The following is a 17241-nucleotide window of genomic DNA, read 5'->3' on the forward strand; positions in this document are numbered from 1 at the left end:
CACTCTTTGCGCTGAATCTGCCTGTTGTTTGACACGACCCTTGATCTTTCACGGCAGTCAAATCGTAATTTGAAAGTAAAACTGGTCGGTAACACGTTACAATAGACAACAACGCACAACAATATAAACTTATACTTTTATGCTGACGTAACTTATAAGCTGATACTACTGATATGTTGCTGCAAAATGCCTTTGGCTCACAATATATCTACACATAAATCAATATTTTATGTGACTTTTGTTTTTTTACCCATTAACATATGACCATTAAATAAAGATAAGCGAGTGTGATACTGAATGAATAATCAATCGATATTATCTATAGCTTCTGTGATAGCAAAGACCGCCTCAAAAATTGGTTTTGCAGGACTGATAACGTCTGTTGCCATGCTGTCTCAAGCGACCAATGCTGCACCCAATCCAGCAACCACTATCCCATTGGATATGTCTGGCATGAATATCACCAAGCATGAAATTGCCGTGATGCAAGTATTGTCTGAGATTTGTCCACCGATGCTAAATGGCAAACAGAAACAGCGTTTTTATAAGTCTTATACCGTTCAGTTGCATGAATTGATGCCGTCTTTAGAAGATCCAAAAGCGGCGATTCAATATCTATCAACACAGCAGGATTATCGCCAAATATTACAAGGCATCCGTAGCTGGACTATGGGCTTCTCCAAGCAAGAGAACAAAGCCTTGTGTGAAGATTTGGCAAATGCTGAATATTAATTACGATGCTTTTAGTTTTATGGCTAAAACGTAGACATTATTAAACCTAAGAATACTACTCCATATAACCAGCTCTATTATTCAATCGGATATAAGCAGCAATAAATAACCATAAAAAGCACAGATATTGCTGCTTTTGCCCTATCAAATTCAATAACTGGAATGATAGCGTAATGGGCTTAATAAATAAGCTCATTACGCTTAGAAGAAGCTTGCTATCACCCGACTGTTCAATTGCAGTGGGTGCGGCAAGCTTTTTTGTGGTACGTGAAAAATATGCATAAATCCTGATATATCGAAATGCTTTATAAGCATTGTCTCTCTTTTTTAGTCGGGTCCTATTTTTTGTATTTATCGATTCCCCATCGGTTGGCATTTTGCTAAGATAAGGCGTTAATTTTATGTCCGTCGCTCAGGCATGGTTTTCCTCATTCACATACTCTTTTAAACCCTTATATTTAACACATACGGTTTGATAGAAGGTGTGAGGTTTATTACCAGCTATGATGCGATAGATACATTTGGTTCCATGATGCGGTGTAACAATCTATGACAGTAAAGCGTGTAAAAAAACAGCTGGTGCAGCTGGTAGTTGGCATGAGTATTTCTATGAGTGCAGTGATGGCGAGCGCCGCCATTCAGCCACCTGAAATGGAAAATACAGCCTATGTGCTAATGGACTACAATACTGGTGAAATTTTGGCACAAAAAAATGCCAATCAAGCTCTTCCACCAGCGTCTCTAACAAAAATGATGACCAGTTACATCATTGAGCAGCGCTTAGCATCAGGTGATCTCAAAGAAGAAGAACAAGTATTGATGAGCAAAAATGCTTGGTGTCGCGGTAGTAGCAGTCAATCTTGTATGTATGTGCCGGTAAACAAGACGGCCAGCGTTATCGATATGCTGCGCGGTATTATCATTCAATCAGGTAATGATGCCTCAAAAGCGATGGCGGAGCATATTGCTGGTAGCGAAGACTCATTTGCCATCTTAATGAATGAGCAAGCGCAAAAGCTTGGTATGGAGAACACCCACTTCGTTAACTCTACCGGCATGCCTGATGAAGGTCATGAAGCCTCTGCATTGGATTTGGCCAAGTTGGCGCGCGCTATCGTCAAAAATAGCGGTGACTATTATGGTATTTATGCCGAAAAAGAGTTTACCTACAATGGCATTACGCAAGGTAACCGTAACGCCCTACTAAGCACCGACTCTACTGTTGACGGTCTAAAAACAGGTCATACCGATGCCGCGGGCTATTGCTTAGTCGCCTCAAGCAATCGTGATGGCATGCGCTTGATTTCTGTGATTATGGGAACAGAGAGCCAGCAAGCACGTGCCGACCAATCACGTGAGCTGCTCAACTGGGGCTTTGGTCATTTTACTACCGTAACCAAAGCACCTGCTGGCCAATTCGTAAGCAAAATCCCTGTATGGTTTGGGGAAGCTGAGGAAGTAGAGCTAACCACGGGTGACAATCTGCAAATTTTAACCAGCAAAACGCAGAAAAATAAAATCACGACCGTGGTTGATATCCCTGAAAGCCTAGAAGCACCTATCAAAAAGGGTCAAGAAGTTGGCAAATTGATGGCTATCATTGATGGTAAAGCAGTCGCATCAGTGCCTATCATCGCGACCAATGATGTCGAGCAATCAGGCTTTATGAGTCGTATGTGGCAACATGCGGTACGCTGGGTACAAAACTTATTTTAAATTGGTGCTTTAGTAATAACACAAATACTTTTTAAAAGTATCAATTAATAAAAAAGACGCCTTAAATATGGGCGTCTTTTTTATTGCTATGTTAAGGCGTGTTGAGGTTTACGCTAATTTATATTGAAACCAGTTCATTTGATGTAAGGTTATCTCTAAACTTAGTCTGTCTAGGCTAATCACTTTCAGAATAATTTATTTAAAAGCCATCCCTTTAAAATAAGAAAGTTTTATAATGAGTTAAGCCCATATTAGCCAACTTTTTAGCAGATCACTTAAGGCTTTATCATCATAGGCGGCGCTATGGCAATAATCGACACCAGCCGCTTTTAGCCCATGCTCAAAACTGTCTAAATATTGCGACTGATCTGGGGCGTACCAATACACTAATAAAGCACGGTACTCACTCTGGTAGCTTTCAAACTGGCGTATACGCTTGGCTATGACTTCAGCATTACTCGAGGGCACGTCTTCTGCAAACATCACCATATCGACTTTTCTCGTATTTAGCTCATCGATAACGAGATGCCCCTGCTGATGACAGATGACCACCGCTCCCAAACGCTGGAGCTCATCCACCAAAAACCCTGTTTCATGAATATAATAGTAAACTACAACCAAACCAGCCAACAGGTTTTGCTGATGAACTTGGTGTTTATTGGGCAAAGGAATAGTGAATATGAACTGTGTACCGACGCCTAAGGTACTCTCAACCTCGATAGTCGCGCTCATTAGCTGAGCGATTTGTTTGACCACTGGCAAGCCGATACCCGTCCCCTCATATTGACGGGTTTGTGATGAATCCACCTGAAAAAATGGGTTGAAAATATCCTCGATATAATCACTATCGATCCCAATACCGGTATCTTTAATAGTGATTTGCCAACGGTTACTGTTGTCAAAGTGAGTCAATTGCGAGGTAATACTCACTTGCCCTACTGGGGTAAACTTAATCGCATTACTAAGGAGTATCGATAGTACCTGTTTTATTTTGTCGACATCGCCTTCAAGAGTATAGTCTATATGATAGACATGGCTGAGTAACGTCAAGCCTTTTTGTTTAGCAATAGACTCAAAATCCACCAACAGATCAGCAATTAACTGAAGCGGATTAAACTCGCTCGAATGGATGCTAATCTGACCTTTTTGTATTTGATTCAACTGAATGATTTGGTCAAGTGACAATACCAATTTTTCACTGCCATTACGAATGATATCTAACGCGTCTTTTTGCTCATCACTTAGTCGCTCATCATCTAATATCTGTAAGCCGCCCACAATAGCATTCAGCGAGGTTTTTAACTCATGGGTAATCATGCTTTGAAAATTATGCAACTGTACATTTAAAGACAAATCCTTATGATGTAACTGCTGCTCAAAAACAGCAAGTGACTCATAGTCTTGTTGTGCCTTTTGCAAGCGATCAAACAAGACCGTAAAAGTCTGCTTAATTTGCAGCAGTTCTTGAAACTCAAACTGCTGCGAAATAACGGGCAGCTGTTCAAGCTCTGGGTGCTTGCTAACGATTTCACATACGTCGGTTAGCGCTGCAATATCTTTGACAGGCCAGCTGAGTTTGCGCAGAATATATAGCATCCAAATGACAGCCAATATAGTGGTGATAAGCCATAATAGTAAGTTACTGCGCAACCAGTTGGCACGCAGTTTATCTACGTCTAAAGTTATATTAATATAGCCAACCAAGGTACTATCATCAGTTAACGCCTCAAGGTCTGGCGGATCGATCATGTTATCTGATAAAGACTTGTCTGTTTGCTCAGTAGCGGCTATCGTTGCAGCGCTATCGGTAGTGATATCGTCACTGACAACCGGATAATTGAAGCTGACCGTATCAGCGAACAAAGCGTTTTGCCAATCATCGTGTGACTGGTAGGCTGTGAACCTATCTATATCTGCAATAGGCTGCGGTGTTGAATAAAATAAAATACTTTGGATATTGGGTTCTGCTGCCAACACAATACTAACTTGCTTGGCAACAGTATCTGCACCGTCTATCGTCGATGCACTGCTCGTCAATAAGGCAGCCAACTGCTGAATATGGCGATGCTGTTGCTGATAGTGATGCACAAAGCCATAGACAAAAGACAATAGAATACCTACCAGCACAGCCAAAATGATGGCTTGCACGACAGAGCGCCAGATAAACTTAGGAAGGATTTGCAACGGTTGGTTGTTCATGTCACTCAACTGAGTTAAGACGACTGTGTGTTTATATCACAAGTATTTATGAGGTATTATAAGAGCAACCCCAAAGTATACTCTGTTGCAGCCTTGTTATAACAAAGCTGCAACAGAGTATACTTTGGGGCTTTATAAAGAGCTAAAAGGTAATAAGTCTACCGCGTTAACGAGGTTTTTTATCTTTGGTGGTGAACTTTTGCGCTCGATTGCGTTCACGCTGACGCAACTGCTGCGCCTTCGCTTTGGTCGGCGTATCGCTTTTGTTGGCGTATGGGTTTTCGTTCAGCTTAAAGACTACGTTAAGCGGTGTGCCTTCGAGCTTGAACACCTGACGGAATTGGTTTTCTAGGTAGCGCTGATAGCTTTTGGGTAGCGAGCCAGTTTGGTTACCATGGATGACAATCACGGGTGGATTGTGACCACCAATATGGGCATAACGTAGCTTGATACGACGACCAGCAACCGTTGGTGGCGGATTGGCGGTCACTGCATCTTGTAAAATCTGGGTCAAACGGTTGGTTGACACTTCAAACATAGAAGATTGGTAAGCGCGTAAGATAGATGGATATAAATTACCCACACCAGTACCATGTAATGCTGAGATTAAGTGCACTTTTACATACGGAATGAAGTTGAAACGGCGATCCATCTCAATTTTGATATAGTCTCTTTGATCTTGTGTCAGACCATCCCATTTATTGATCGCTACCACTAAGGCACGACCTGCATCGAGTGCATAGCCTATCATATGCAGATCTTGGTCAACGATACCTTCGTGGGCATCAATGACAATGACCGTGACGTTAGAGTCTTCAATCGCTTGCAAGGTTTTGATAACCGAGAATTTCTCTACTTTTTCATCGATTTTGCCGCGGCGACGAACACCAGCGGTATCAATCAATACGTAGTCTTTGCCATCGCGCTTATAAGGGATATAAATGCTGTCACGTGTGGTGCCAGGCATGTCAAACACCACGACGCGATCTTCACCCAATAAGCGGTTTACCAAGGTAGATTTACCAACGTTTGGACGACCAATGATGGCAAGCTTTAAGCCTCTTGGTTCTACCATCGCATCTTGTTCAGGCATGTCGGCGGTTAGTATTTCTAGCAAATTACCGACACCGCGACCATGACTGGCAGCCATTGGATACGGCTCGCCCAAGCCTAAGGCATAAAACTCTGCAGGCGCGGAGTCATGTACACCATCGACTTTATTGGCAACCACATAAACGGGTTTACCAAGGGTATGCAAGAATTTGCCGATTTCGGCATCAGCGCCAATCATACCAGCACGAGCATCAACCACAAATACGATGATATCCGCTTCGTGAATAGCAGTATGCGACTGCTCAGACATATAATCATCGATGTTGCCGCTACCATCATCAGCCTCACCAATACCGCCCGTATCGACGACAATAAAGGCTTTGCCTTCATATACCGCATCGCCGTATTGACGGTCACGAGTCAGCCCTGACAAATCAGCAACCAGTGCCTGCCGACTTTTAGTGAACTGATTAAATAAGGTAGATTTACCGACGTTTGGACGACCAATTAAGGCGACCACAGGCTTGATACTCATGGGTTACTCTCAGTGAAGGGTACAATGACGGATAAGACAGCTACTCGTTTAATAATATGAGTAAATATACTGCGCTTGACCGTAAACTAAAATGAATGATAAATATAAAACGATATAGTCAATACTCTATAAATAAAATACGATGTCAGGCTCGTTTAGTCTACTATTTGTAGTACTTTCACTCGCCTTTCTTGTCTCTAAATTATATTGAACTGACTATAGCAATAAAAGTGAATTATTGGCTATTTTACAATAATAGATGATATATCTAGTGGCTGCATTATTACCGAATACTGGGTATAGATGTCATATAATAGACATCATATACAGGCACTACATACCGCTATTATATAGAGATAATGTTGGCAGCGCATCGGTCGCATAGAGTACGCGAAACCTCAGCGTTAAACAAGCCATTTGCAAAAGGCATGAAACGCCGACGAAGCAGCGTTTATTCCTCGTAACGTCGGCATAGCCTCATCATAGCATCGACATTGAGCAGTACGCTTAATCACAGGCTTAAAAAAACCTTATTAATAAAGCGCCTGCTCATAAAACCTTAGCGAGCCAATTGCCAAATAGCCACTTGACCAGAAGTACTTTGGGTCAACAAACGGCTACCTTCTGCTTGCAAGTTGGTGAGCGCGCCTTTGGTCTCTACACGGCTGACGATTTTTCCGCTGGCAGGGTCAAATAAATGCACGACCCCATCGTAATCACCCACTGCAATATAGTTTCCAATCATAACAGGGTTGGTTAAGTGGCGATAAGCCAACTCTTCACTTTCCCACAACATCTCACCACTGTTGCGATCATAAGCGACCACTTTTCCGTCTAAGCTGGTGGCAATGACTTGCTGGTTGTTTACTGTAAGCGCTTTTAGGCTAGCAAGATCATTAATGAACATGACTTGACGTGACGCTAAATCAATGCCTAATAATTGCCCACTATAGCTAATGGCAAACAGCTGATTGTTACTGACGACAGGCTTGCCATCGACATCGCTCATACGCTCAACTTCGCTACTGCCCGCACCAACACCAACACGTCTTGACCACTGCGGTAAACCGCTATCGGTAGTCACAGCATGTAAACGCCCATCAGCCGTGGCCAATAATGCTGTTTTATCATCTAACAAAGTTGGTGCCGCACTACCACGTACGCTGATAGCGGGTACTTGGGTAGCAAATTGCCATACAGACTGGCCAGTCTGTAGTGATAAGCCATGCAAGAAACCATCATTAGCTGACAAAATCACCCGATTATTAGTAATAAGTGCTGGTGACAATACCGATCCTGATAACTGCTGCTGCCAGCGTTTTGCGCCAGTAGTGCTATCAAAGGCCATAATTTGACCGCCACGCGTACTGACAATCGCAGTTTGACTCAAGGCATCTATTGCAACACCACCTGTGATTTGATCACCTACATTCACTGACCACAGCTCTTGACCGGCATTATTAAAACCAGTCAAATCACCACCGCGCGAAGCAGTAACAATTTGCGAGTTGGCGTAACCCACTTGCAAATCAAGTGGATCTTTTTTGCTGGCTTTTTTGTTACCGACATCAGTGCTAAACACGGGCTGTAGCACACTAATAGGCTGCGCAATTTGTACCAGTTTAACAGGATCGTTGACGACAGGTTTGATACCGCGATTACAGCCAGCGACAGCTGTTGCCATCGCTGCGATGACAGCCACATGCATGATCGTCATCTTGATGGTTTTAGCCTTTAACGTGTTGCTAGAGCGAATAGATTGAGTCATTATAAGTTCTCACTACAAATAAATTAACAATTAATAAATTAGCCATCAGTAAATAAGCAATTGATCCGTAATAAAAAAGTTCGGTATATTGACCTTAACTTTGAATACTACCCTGCTGACTTGCTGCGCTACTTAGTTTGTAGAACGGTTTTAGTCATTCGATAATTGAGTTATCAGATAAATCATTAAAACTAAGAGGGTTGCTCAGTAGCAGCTGTCGTATTTTCAATCACTAATGGCTGCTCAGCAGTGGCAGACTCTTGAATTAGGCTAGCTTGCGACTCGATAGGCTCAGGCACTATACCCAGACTTTCCATTTTTAAAGCCAATACCGCACGTGTTTCTTGACGACTGCGTAATAATTCCCAAGCATTGTTATAAGACTTAATCGCTGAGTCTTTATTGTCTTGTGCCAAATACACATCACCCAATAACTCTTGCTGACTGGCTTCAAATGAGCTTGGCATATCGTTGATGGCTTCGGCTAAGGCTGCATCTGCATCACCAGCAGCCAATAGCGTTTTGGCATAACGCAGACGGGTAATTGCTGTTAAACCTGCATCACCCAAATCGATTGCCAGTGCTTTTTTTAGCGTCTCGCTTGCCCCTGTAAAGTCATCACTATCAACTTGCTGGCGCGCTTTAATCATCAGTGCTTGCCACGCATAAACTGACTCACCATGCGTGCTCACCAAAGTATCAATATCTTTGTCTAACTGCGTACGGCTCTCTGCCAGTGCCGTTTTCGCCTCTGCTTCTAAATCTGGGTTCTGTGATGCCAGACTGACTTCTTCATTCAACCGCTGGATGTCCGCATAATGATCAGCAGCAACCGTATCCACACGGGCATGATTGTCCTGCCAATACGTCCAGCCAAAATAGGCAGCCAGTGCCAACAGAATCGCAGTGACAATATAACTGCCGTACTGCTTTAGGGCTTGCATTGAGTTGTCTGCATTCGGCGAATTGGGTGTCAGAGCCATAGGTAGTTACCTGATATAATTGTTATTAAATTACTGATATTAAAAACCAAAAAAGCCAAAACTGATTATTTTCGAGAAAAATTATCTTTACTTAACAACCAGTCTTGCATGACGGTCTTTTGCTCGCCTGTCTGCATGTCTTTGATGCTAATGGTATGATCGTCCAGCTCTTGCTGCGCAATAATAACTGTCAGCGCTGCACCAGATTTATCCGCTTTTTTCATTTGCGCTTTCAGACTCGTCGCACTGGCCATTTTTATCTGTAAGTCTGCGCGGCTATAGCGTAAGTTTTGCGCATAACCAATACCCGCGCTATAAACATCTGGGTGAGCCACGACAAAGACATCGCAAGCTGGCACATCAGCAATCGGAGCGACAGCTTCCATGAGCAATAATAAACGCTCAAGTCCCATAGCAAAACCAACCGCAGGCTCAGACTTTACTGGTTTTTTGTCGTCTTTATCATCACGTCCGCCGAGAGACTTTAGCTGCCCGATCAAACCATCGTAACGCCCGCCAGCACAAACCGTCGCTTGACTACCAAGCTTGTCGGTTACCCACTCAAAGACGGTTTTGTTATAGTAATCAAGACCACGCACTAAATGCGGGTTAATCTCAAAACTGATGCCAAGGTCGGTCAAATACGCTTGCACTTGTTCAAAATGCGCCACGCTCTCTGCCCCTAAGAAGTCAGCAAGCTTTGGCGCGTCTGCCAATACCGCTTGGGTGCTCGCCTCTTTACTGTCTAAAATGCGCAATGGATTGGTCGTCAAGCGGCGTTTGCTATCATCGTCTAGCTGATCTTGTTTGTCGGTTAAATAAGCAACTAGTGCCTCGCGATAAGCATGACGCTCATCCAGCTCGCCCAAGCTATTCAGCTGCAAATGCATCTCATCTTTTAGACCCAGCTCTTGCCACATCAGATGCGTCATGGCAATCAGTTCAGCATCGGCATCCGGTAGCGCACTACCAAAGCTTTCGACACCCAATTGATGAAACTGACGATAGCGACCTTTTTGTGGACGCTCATAGCGGAACATCGGGCCGATATACCATAATTTTGGTGTGTCACCGCGCAGTAGATTGTGCTCAATCACTGCCCGTACCGCGCCAGCTGTGCCTTCAGGACGCAATGCTAAGGGCGTTGGTGGCTCAGACTTATCCGTAAAGCTATACATCTCTTTTTCGACAATGTCGGTTGCTCCGCCAATAGCACGGGCAAACAAATCAGTTTGTTCTACAATTGGTAAACGAATATGTTCATAACCGTATCTACCCAGCACATCAGCCAATATCGCCTCTAGATGCAACCATTTTGCGGATTGGTCAGGCAAAATATCATTAAACCCTTTAATAGCTTTAATCATGGTACGGTCATATCCTTAAAAATTTTAACAAGTATTCTATTATTGTTGTGACGTTTCAATGAGCGCTATCGGAATTATCCCAGCTTATTTTACCCGAATGATCTCATTCTCACGTTTTTTGGCCAGCTCTTCTGCATGTGCGCGAACCATACTTTCTATTTCATCAACCAAGTTATTGGTGTCGATAAGATGGCTTTTTTCACCCATACGATAGACCAATGACTTACGTGCAGCGCCAACGATACCTATATCAGATTCCTTCGCCTCACCTGGGCCGTTCACTTTACAGCCAATCACTGACAAATTCATCGGTTCGCGCACATCTTCTAAGCGTGACTCTAATGCGGTCATCACTCTAATCACATCAAACTCTTGACGAGAGCAGCTCGGACAAGCAATAAAGTTCACGCCATTAGAACGAATATTGAGCGATTTTAAAATATCAAAGCCAATTTTAATTTCTTCTTCTGGCTCTGCTGCCAACGAGATACGAATGGTATCGCCAATGCCGTCCAATAATAAGCCACCGAGAGCAATGGCGGACTTGACCGAACCGGTACGATAAACGCCAGCTTCGGTGACACCTAAATGCAGCGGATTGTCGATTTGGGCAGAGATAAGACGGTAGGCATCCATAGTCAAAAACACATTACTGGCTTTGACCGAGACTTTGTATTGATCAAAGTTCAGACGTTCTAAAATATCGATATGACGCATCGCCGATTCTAGCATCGCCGCGCCATTCGGCTCTGTATATTTGCGTTGAATGTCTTTTTCTAATGAGCCAGCATTGACACCGATACGAATAGGAATATTATGATATTTGGCACAAGCGACGACTTCACGTACTTTGGCATCGCTACCGATATTACCTGGATTGATACGTAGACAATCTGCACCCGCTTCGGCAACCGCTAGCGCTATTTTATGGTCAAAATGTACGTCGGCAATCAATGGTACGCTGACCAGCTTTCGAATCTCGCCAAAGGCTTTGACCGTGTCCATCGTTGGCGTTGATACGCGCATCAGATCGGCACCAGCTTCGACGCAGCGTTCGATTTGAGCCACGGTCGCGGCCACATCACAGGTGTCCGTGTTGGTCATGCTTTGCACACTTATCGGTGCATCGCCACCAATCGCGACATCACCGACATAGATTTTTTTGGTCAAACGACGGTTAATAGGCGATGGCATTGACATACATAAATCCTTTAATTAAAACTAAAAAAGCAATAGGCTCAAATACAAAAAAGACTAAGGAGCCAACTCAAAACTGGCCTGCTTATCCGTTGCATAAGTATCTAGAGCGACGGCTTCTTGATTCAGCATTAAGCTAACATTATCGACATTATCAATCTGTACATTAAATGGTGGCATGCCTGATAATTTATAGTCACCAGCGGTCTGCGCACCATTCATCAAGTTGCTACCAGAAGCGTCAGTAATGCTGATAATGGCGTCATCTTTCAGTTTGACATCTAAAACTGCCACATTGGTATTGGTGTCACCGCCTAAATTGAGCGCAGAGCCAGACGCGCCGACCCCATTGGCATTCGTATTAATCGCTGCACCTTGTGCTTGCTCGACGGCTGATATGTCCTCGACAGCGACGGTTGGTTCTTGGTTATTTTCTTTGCTCGCATTGCTCACCATACGAAATAGAAATATCGCTAAGATGATTAGCCCGATAACACCTATGATTAACAAAGGGTTAAAACGAATACGGTTATGCGTATCACGCTGCAATGTACCCATTGGGCGCAAAGGCGTATCGGTATTGTTTGCCAATTGAGCTTTGAGCTCTTTGGGATAAGCGGCATCAAAGCTGCTTGCAATTTTTACCGGATCTAAATCCAAAAATTTGGCATAATTAATCGCAAAACCACGAGCAAAAGCGGCTTGCGGTAGCTCAGAGAAATTCTCACTCTCTAGCGCTTGTAGATGTCGTTTTAAAATAAATAGCTCAGCTGCCACCTCTTCTAAGCTGACTTGCTTATTTTTTCGGGCTTGTTGCAATACAGCACCAAATGATCCCTGCTGGTTAGATTGAGTGTTTGATGATGGGGTGGTCATTTCCATGGTGCCTCTGGATTATTAAGCCAAGTCTTAAGTTGTTTTGCCTCATCGCTTAACGGATAAGCGGATAAAAGCTGCTGTGCCAATTGCTGGCGCGTTGTTTTGTTATTTTGTGCAGCGGCAATTTTGATGCCTTGCAATAGCAAGCGCGGGCTAATGCCCTGCCCTTGTACCAGTATCAAAGTCTCATCATAGAGCCGCTGTGCTTGTTGCACACGCTGCTGCTCAAGCAATAAATCTACCAATTCAATATGGGCAATAATACTGTTGCGATTGCCATCTAACGCCCGCAAGAATGCTTTGGCGGCTGCCGGATGATCGTCGAGTTGCAGGTAAGTGCGACCCAAGTTTTCTAACGCCCCAATACGGCCTTCATAGCCTAATGCTGCACCGGCGATTTCAAACTGCGCCGCTGCTTCTTTGTAACGCTTCATCTGCGACAAATAAACGCCGTAATTATTGTGCGCCTGCTCAAAATCTTTATCAAGCGCGATGGCTTTTTTAAAATACTGGTCGGCTTTTTCAAGATTGATGCGGCTGCCTTCTTGCTGCAACAAAACGCCCATCATATCATAGGCTGGCGCGTAACGGCTATCCGCAGCAAAGGCTTTTTCTAGCTGACGCTGCGCGGTATCAAGCTCGTTTTTGCGGATATATTGCGCGGCAAGTGAGGTGCGCACACGAGCAATCTCTTGTTGATCCAAGTTGCGATCGCTAGTCGGTCGCGTGGACGTTTGATAAGGGGTGCTACCCTTTAGATCATTGGTCGTCGTACTTTGACAGCCGCTCAATAGCAAGCCTGCCAATGCACTTGCCAGTAGCATACGCTTTGGCGTAGCCAATGACTCAATCGCTGATATCAACGGCTTGAACGCTGAAAGAAATGGTTTTTGATATTTGAACTGACAAGAATCTTTAGAAGTCATCATAGCCGCCATCATAAAACTGTGGTTCAGTACAGGGGATCAAAGAAGCATCAGTTTAATAGATTTAGCCCCTATAAGTACAATTTAGTTACTATTAATTGCTGCCTTCATGGTTATTAGCGGTTATGACTACAATTTTATTACCGTTGTGATGGATAAAAGACAGCTAATTGTCCAACCTTTATAGGTTGTTTATCACTTTTATCAACGCTGCCCTAAACCATCAATATCACAAACCATATTACCCTACACGTTTTCACGGTCTTTAATGCTTTGCTGCCACGCTGCCGAACGTCTAGTACGATCAGCAACTTGTCCGACCAATTGACCGCAGGCCGCATCAATGTCATCACCACGGGTTTGGCGAATCGTACAGACAAACCCCGCTTCACTTAAAATATTGCTAAAAGCGTGGATACGATTATTGCTTGATTTATCGTAATTGGCATGTGGGAATGGATTAAACGGTATCAGATTAATTTTGCTTGGCAAATCACCTAATAAAGCCACCAATTGATGAGCGTGCTCATTGCTATCATTGACACCATCTAGCATCACATATTCAATCGTCACATGCTTTTTATGGCGCGGATTGACGTCATAAACATAATTGCGAGCGGCTGCCATCAACTCTTCTAGCGGATACTTTTTATTAATCGGCACTAGCTCATTGCGCAGCTCATCATTGGGTGCGTGCAGTGAAATCGCTAACGCCACATCGATATCTTGCGCCAACTGATACATTTTTGGCACGACACCTGAGGTTGATAATGTCACCCGACGTTTTGACAAACCATAGGCGTGATCGCTAAGCATTAGCTCCATCGAACCAACCACTGGCTTGTAGTTTAGTAGTGGCTCACCCATGCCCATCATCACGACGTTGGTGACGTTATTTTCCCATAAGCTATGATCAACGTTTTCTAAGCTGTCATTTTCGTCAGTCATATAAGAAGCATTAGCTACCCATAATTGTCCGATGATTTCAGCCGCCGTTAAATCGCGCTCAAAGCCCTGTTTGCCAGTACTACAAAAACTACAATCCAGCGCACAGCCAACTTGTGAAGACACGCATAAAGTCTTACGGCCATTTATCTTGCTGTCATCTGCTGGAATCAGTACCGTCTCAACCAATGAGCCACCAGTCACTTCGAACACCCATTTTCGCGTGCCGTCATCACTGTATTGGCGATGAATGACTTTTGGCGGAACGACGCAAGCATTGGCTGATAATTTATCACGCAATGATTTGCTTAAATTGGTCATTTGCTCAAAATCTGTCACGCCCTGCTGGTATATCCACCTAACCACCTGCGTTGAGCGAAAAGGCTTTTCGCCAATGCTCTTAAAATACTCTGCAAGTTGGGCTTGCGTCATTCCTAGCAGATTGGTTTTTGCCTGCGCTTCATCTACTAGCTTGATACTATCTGTCAGCTTAGTAGGGATATGTTGGATCGGTGATTGAACAGTGGACATAATAGATAACCTTTTTGCATAAGCTTAAATAAGCGGTGCAATTGTTTATATGGATGTTGTCATACATACATAATATATGAGTGCATGAGCAATCCGTTATGAGCGCATTTGATAAAAACATACTGATAAGGGATTGATAACGCTACGTAAAACCAATAATGAGGCAAGTCGTTAAAGATTTCAATGAATAATAGGATTATTATAATAGCTAAAACGGCTTATACCCATAAGATATAAGCCGTCTTGCAAAACTAATTATTAATAACCAACACTATAAACGGATATTAATAATTGCTGCTACTAGCGCGTACGTGCACAAACTTCATCTTCATTGAAGAAGTAGCTGATTTCACGTGCAGCTGATTCAGCTGAATCTGAACCATGAACGGCGTTTTCATCGATGCTGCTAGCGAAATCAGCACGGATAGTACCTTCAGCAGCGTCTTTTGGGTTAGTAGCGCCCATGATTTCACGATGCTGAGCGATAGCATTTTCGCCTTCTAGTACTGATACCAATACTGGACCTGACATCATGAAAGATTTTAGATCGTTGTAGAATGGACGCTCAGCGTGCTCAGCGTAAAAACCGCCTGCTTTTTCGTCATCAAGTTGCATCATTTTTGCTGCAACAATTTTTAGACCAGCTTGCTCGAAGCGGCTATAGATAGCACCGATGTGGTTGCCAGCAACTGCGTCAGGTTTGATGATAGATAAAGTACGTTCGTTAGCCATGAAAAGCTCCTAATAAATGATAAATTCAATAAAAATAAAATGGTCAATGCTTTGTTTTATCTTTGGCCACAATGCTGGCTTGGGCAAACTTAAATAACTCATTGTCTATCAATACGATAATATGAGCGCCAACATAGGATTGCTGCCTATTATAATGATTAAGACTATAAATGATAGGGTTAATTTATGACCGTACCTTGCATAAAAGTAAAAACCCCAATGCTAAGCACTGGGGTTTTATCATTCAATACAACTATTAATAGTGGGACAAATATAAAGATGTTACTGCAATTACGCGTCGTATGGGTCACGCAATACGATGGTCTCTTCGCGGTCAGGGCCAGTTGAGATGATATCGATAGGGCAATCGATCAATGCTTCGATACGCTTGATGTATTTTTTCGCATTTTCTGGCAAGTCGTCATAATTGGTGATACCAACGGTTGATTCACTCCACCCTTGTAAGGTTTCGTATTTTGGCGTAACTGACTCATAGAATTCAGCATCGTGCGCGCCTTTACATTCAGTCTCAGGCAAGTCGTAACCCACACCGATAAGCAGCTCTTCTAAGCCATCCAACACGTCAAGCTTAGTCAAGCAAATACCTGATAGGGAGTTCAGTACCACTGCACGACGTAAGGCTTCGGCATCGAACCAACCACAGCGACGCGCACGACCAGTGGTGGCACCAAACTCATGACCGACTTTGGCTAAATGTGCACCAACATCATCAAACAATTCAGTTGGGAACGGGCCACTACCAACACGCGTGGTGTAAGCTTTGGTGATACCCAGTACGTAGTCTAAATACAATGGACCGATACCAGTACCAGTCGATACGCCACCAGCAGTGACGCTTGAGCTGGTCACAAACGGATAAGTACCATGATCGATATCAAGTAATGTACCTTGAGCACCTTCAAACATCAGGTTCTTGCCAGCAAGGCGCAATTGATTAAGGTCTTCGGTTACATCAGTAACCATGCCTTTGATCTCTTCTTTCCACTCTTTACAAAGCTTCAACGTCTCATCAAAATCAATCGCTTCAACTTTGTAATACTGAGTCAGTTGGAAGTTATGATATTCGATTAGATTGCGCAATTTTTCTTCTAAATCATCACGGAATAAATCAGCAAGCTTGATGGCACGGCGCGCTACTTTGTCTTCGTACGCAGGACCGATACCGCGACCCGTCGTACCGATTTTACCAGTACCGCGCTTGGCTTCGCGTGCTTGGTCAAGTGCGACATGGTAAGGCATGATAAGTGGGCAGTTCGGTGAAATGCGCAGACGCTCACGTACTGGTACGTTATTGTCTTCCAGCTCTTTCATTTCTTTTAACAGTGCGTCAGGTGCTAACACCACGCCGTTACCGATGAAGCAGGTGACGCCTTCACGCAGGATACCTGATGGGATTAAATGCAAGACGGTGGTTTTGCCATCGACAACTAACGTGTGACCTGCGTTGTGACCGCCTTGAAAGCGAGCAACTGCTGAGGCTTTTTCGGTTAGTAAATCAACAATCTTACCTTTACCTTCATCGCCCCATTGGCTACCCAAAACTACGACATTCTTACCCATGATCAATCCTTACCTTTATGTATTGAGGTGTGTGCAATAACGGTTTAAAAAACTAAAATGATTTTGATAACGTCAAAAAATAACAGTCGCAATAGCA

General features: G+C 43.6%; 13 protein-coding genes. 2 read left to right on the forward strand and 11 right to left on the reverse strand.

All coding sequences use genetic code 11. From position 1 onward, the window contains the following. Positions 1-297 precede the first annotated feature (297 nt). Both J5X94_RS11205 and J5X94_RS11210 read left to right on the forward strand, forming a co-directional pair. Positions 298-732: an MCR_0457 family protein gene (locus J5X94_RS11205; RefSeq protein WP_010199041.1), complete on the forward strand. Its 435-nt coding sequence runs from the start codon at positions 298-300 to the stop codon at positions 730-732. Between the two features lie 549 nt (positions 733-1281). After that, the gene (locus J5X94_RS11210) at positions 1282-2448 is read left to right on the forward strand and encodes a D-alanyl-D-alanine carboxypeptidase family protein (protein ID WP_210541318.1); all 1167 of its coding nucleotides are present in this window, start codon (positions 1282-1284) and stop codon (positions 2446-2448) included. Positions 2449-2688: 240 nt separating this feature from the next. Here J5X94_RS11210 and J5X94_RS11215 read toward each other — a convergent pair whose 3' ends face one another. From J5X94_RS11215 to J5X94_RS11265, 11 genes are all read right to left on the reverse strand, one after another. Beyond that, positions 2689-4647 (reverse strand): sensor histidine kinase, encoded by a 1959-nt coding sequence (locus J5X94_RS11215; protein ID WP_210541319.1) that lies wholly within the window; start codon positions 4645-4647, stop codon positions 2689-2691. 166 nt (positions 4648-4813) lie between these two features. After that, complete coding sequence (der, locus tag J5X94_RS11220; protein ID WP_010199034.1) at positions 4814-6235, reverse strand: ribosome biogenesis GTPase Der; 1422 nt, start codon at positions 6233-6235, stop codon at positions 4814-4816. Positions 6236-6794: 559 nt separating this feature from the next. Further along, a complete protein-coding gene (gene bamB / locus J5X94_RS11225) occupies positions 6795-8003 on the reverse strand; it encodes an outer membrane protein assembly factor BamB (RefSeq protein WP_210541320.1) in 1209 nt (402 codons plus the stop codon). Positions 8004-8194: 191 nt separating this feature from the next. Continuing rightward, the gene (locus J5X94_RS11230) at positions 8195-8986 is read right to left on the reverse strand and encodes a YfgM family protein (protein ID WP_210541321.1); all 792 of its coding nucleotides are present in this window, start codon (positions 8984-8986) and stop codon (positions 8195-8197) included. Between the two features lie 65 nt (positions 8987-9051). After that, on the reverse strand, positions 9052-10353 hold the full coding sequence (gene hisS / locus J5X94_RS11235; RefSeq protein WP_210541322.1) for a histidine--tRNA ligase: 1302 nt from the start codon (positions 10351-10353) through the stop codon (positions 9052-9054). An 84-nt stretch (positions 10354-10437) separates the two neighbouring features. Then, entirely contained in the window at positions 10438-11553 is a 1116-nt protein-coding gene (gene ispG / locus J5X94_RS11240; RefSeq protein ID WP_010199030.1) for a flavodoxin-dependent (E)-4-hydroxy-3-methylbut-2-enyl-diphosphate synthase, read from the reverse strand. Positions 11554-11607: 54 nt separating this feature from the next. Next, positions 11608-12426 (reverse strand): helix-turn-helix domain-containing protein, encoded by an 819-nt coding sequence (locus J5X94_RS11245; RefSeq protein ID WP_210541323.1) that lies wholly within the window; start codon positions 12424-12426, stop codon positions 11608-11610. Then, positions 12423-13358 (reverse strand): type IV pilus biogenesis/stability protein PilW, encoded by a 936-nt coding sequence (gene pilW / locus J5X94_RS11250; RefSeq protein WP_228293240.1) that lies wholly within the window; start codon positions 13356-13358, stop codon positions 12423-12425. Before pilW ends, J5X94_RS11245 begins: the two co-directional genes overlap by 4 nt. Positions 13359-13601: 243 nt before the next feature. Next, on the reverse strand, positions 13602-14831 hold the full coding sequence (gene rlmN / locus J5X94_RS11255) for a 23S rRNA (adenine(2503)-C(2))-methyltransferase RlmN (RefSeq protein WP_010199027.1): 1230 nt from the start codon (positions 14829-14831) through the stop codon (positions 13602-13604). Between the two features lie 300 nt (positions 14832-15131). After that, positions 15132-15563 (reverse strand): nucleoside-diphosphate kinase, encoded by a 432-nt coding sequence (gene ndk, locus J5X94_RS11260; protein ID WP_189586527.1) that lies wholly within the window; start codon positions 15561-15563, stop codon positions 15132-15134. A gap of 291 nt (positions 15564-15854) precedes the next feature. Continuing rightward, the gene (locus J5X94_RS11265) at positions 15855-17144 is read right to left on the reverse strand and encodes an adenylosuccinate synthase (protein WP_010199020.1); all 1290 of its coding nucleotides are present in this window, start codon (positions 17142-17144) and stop codon (positions 15855-15857) included. Positions 17145-17241 lie beyond the last annotated feature (97 nt).

Source organism: Psychrobacter sp. K31L (assembly GCF_017942195.1).
GTDB classification, from domain to species: domain Bacteria; phylum Pseudomonadota; class Gammaproteobacteria; order Pseudomonadales; family Moraxellaceae; genus Psychrobacter; species Psychrobacter glaciei.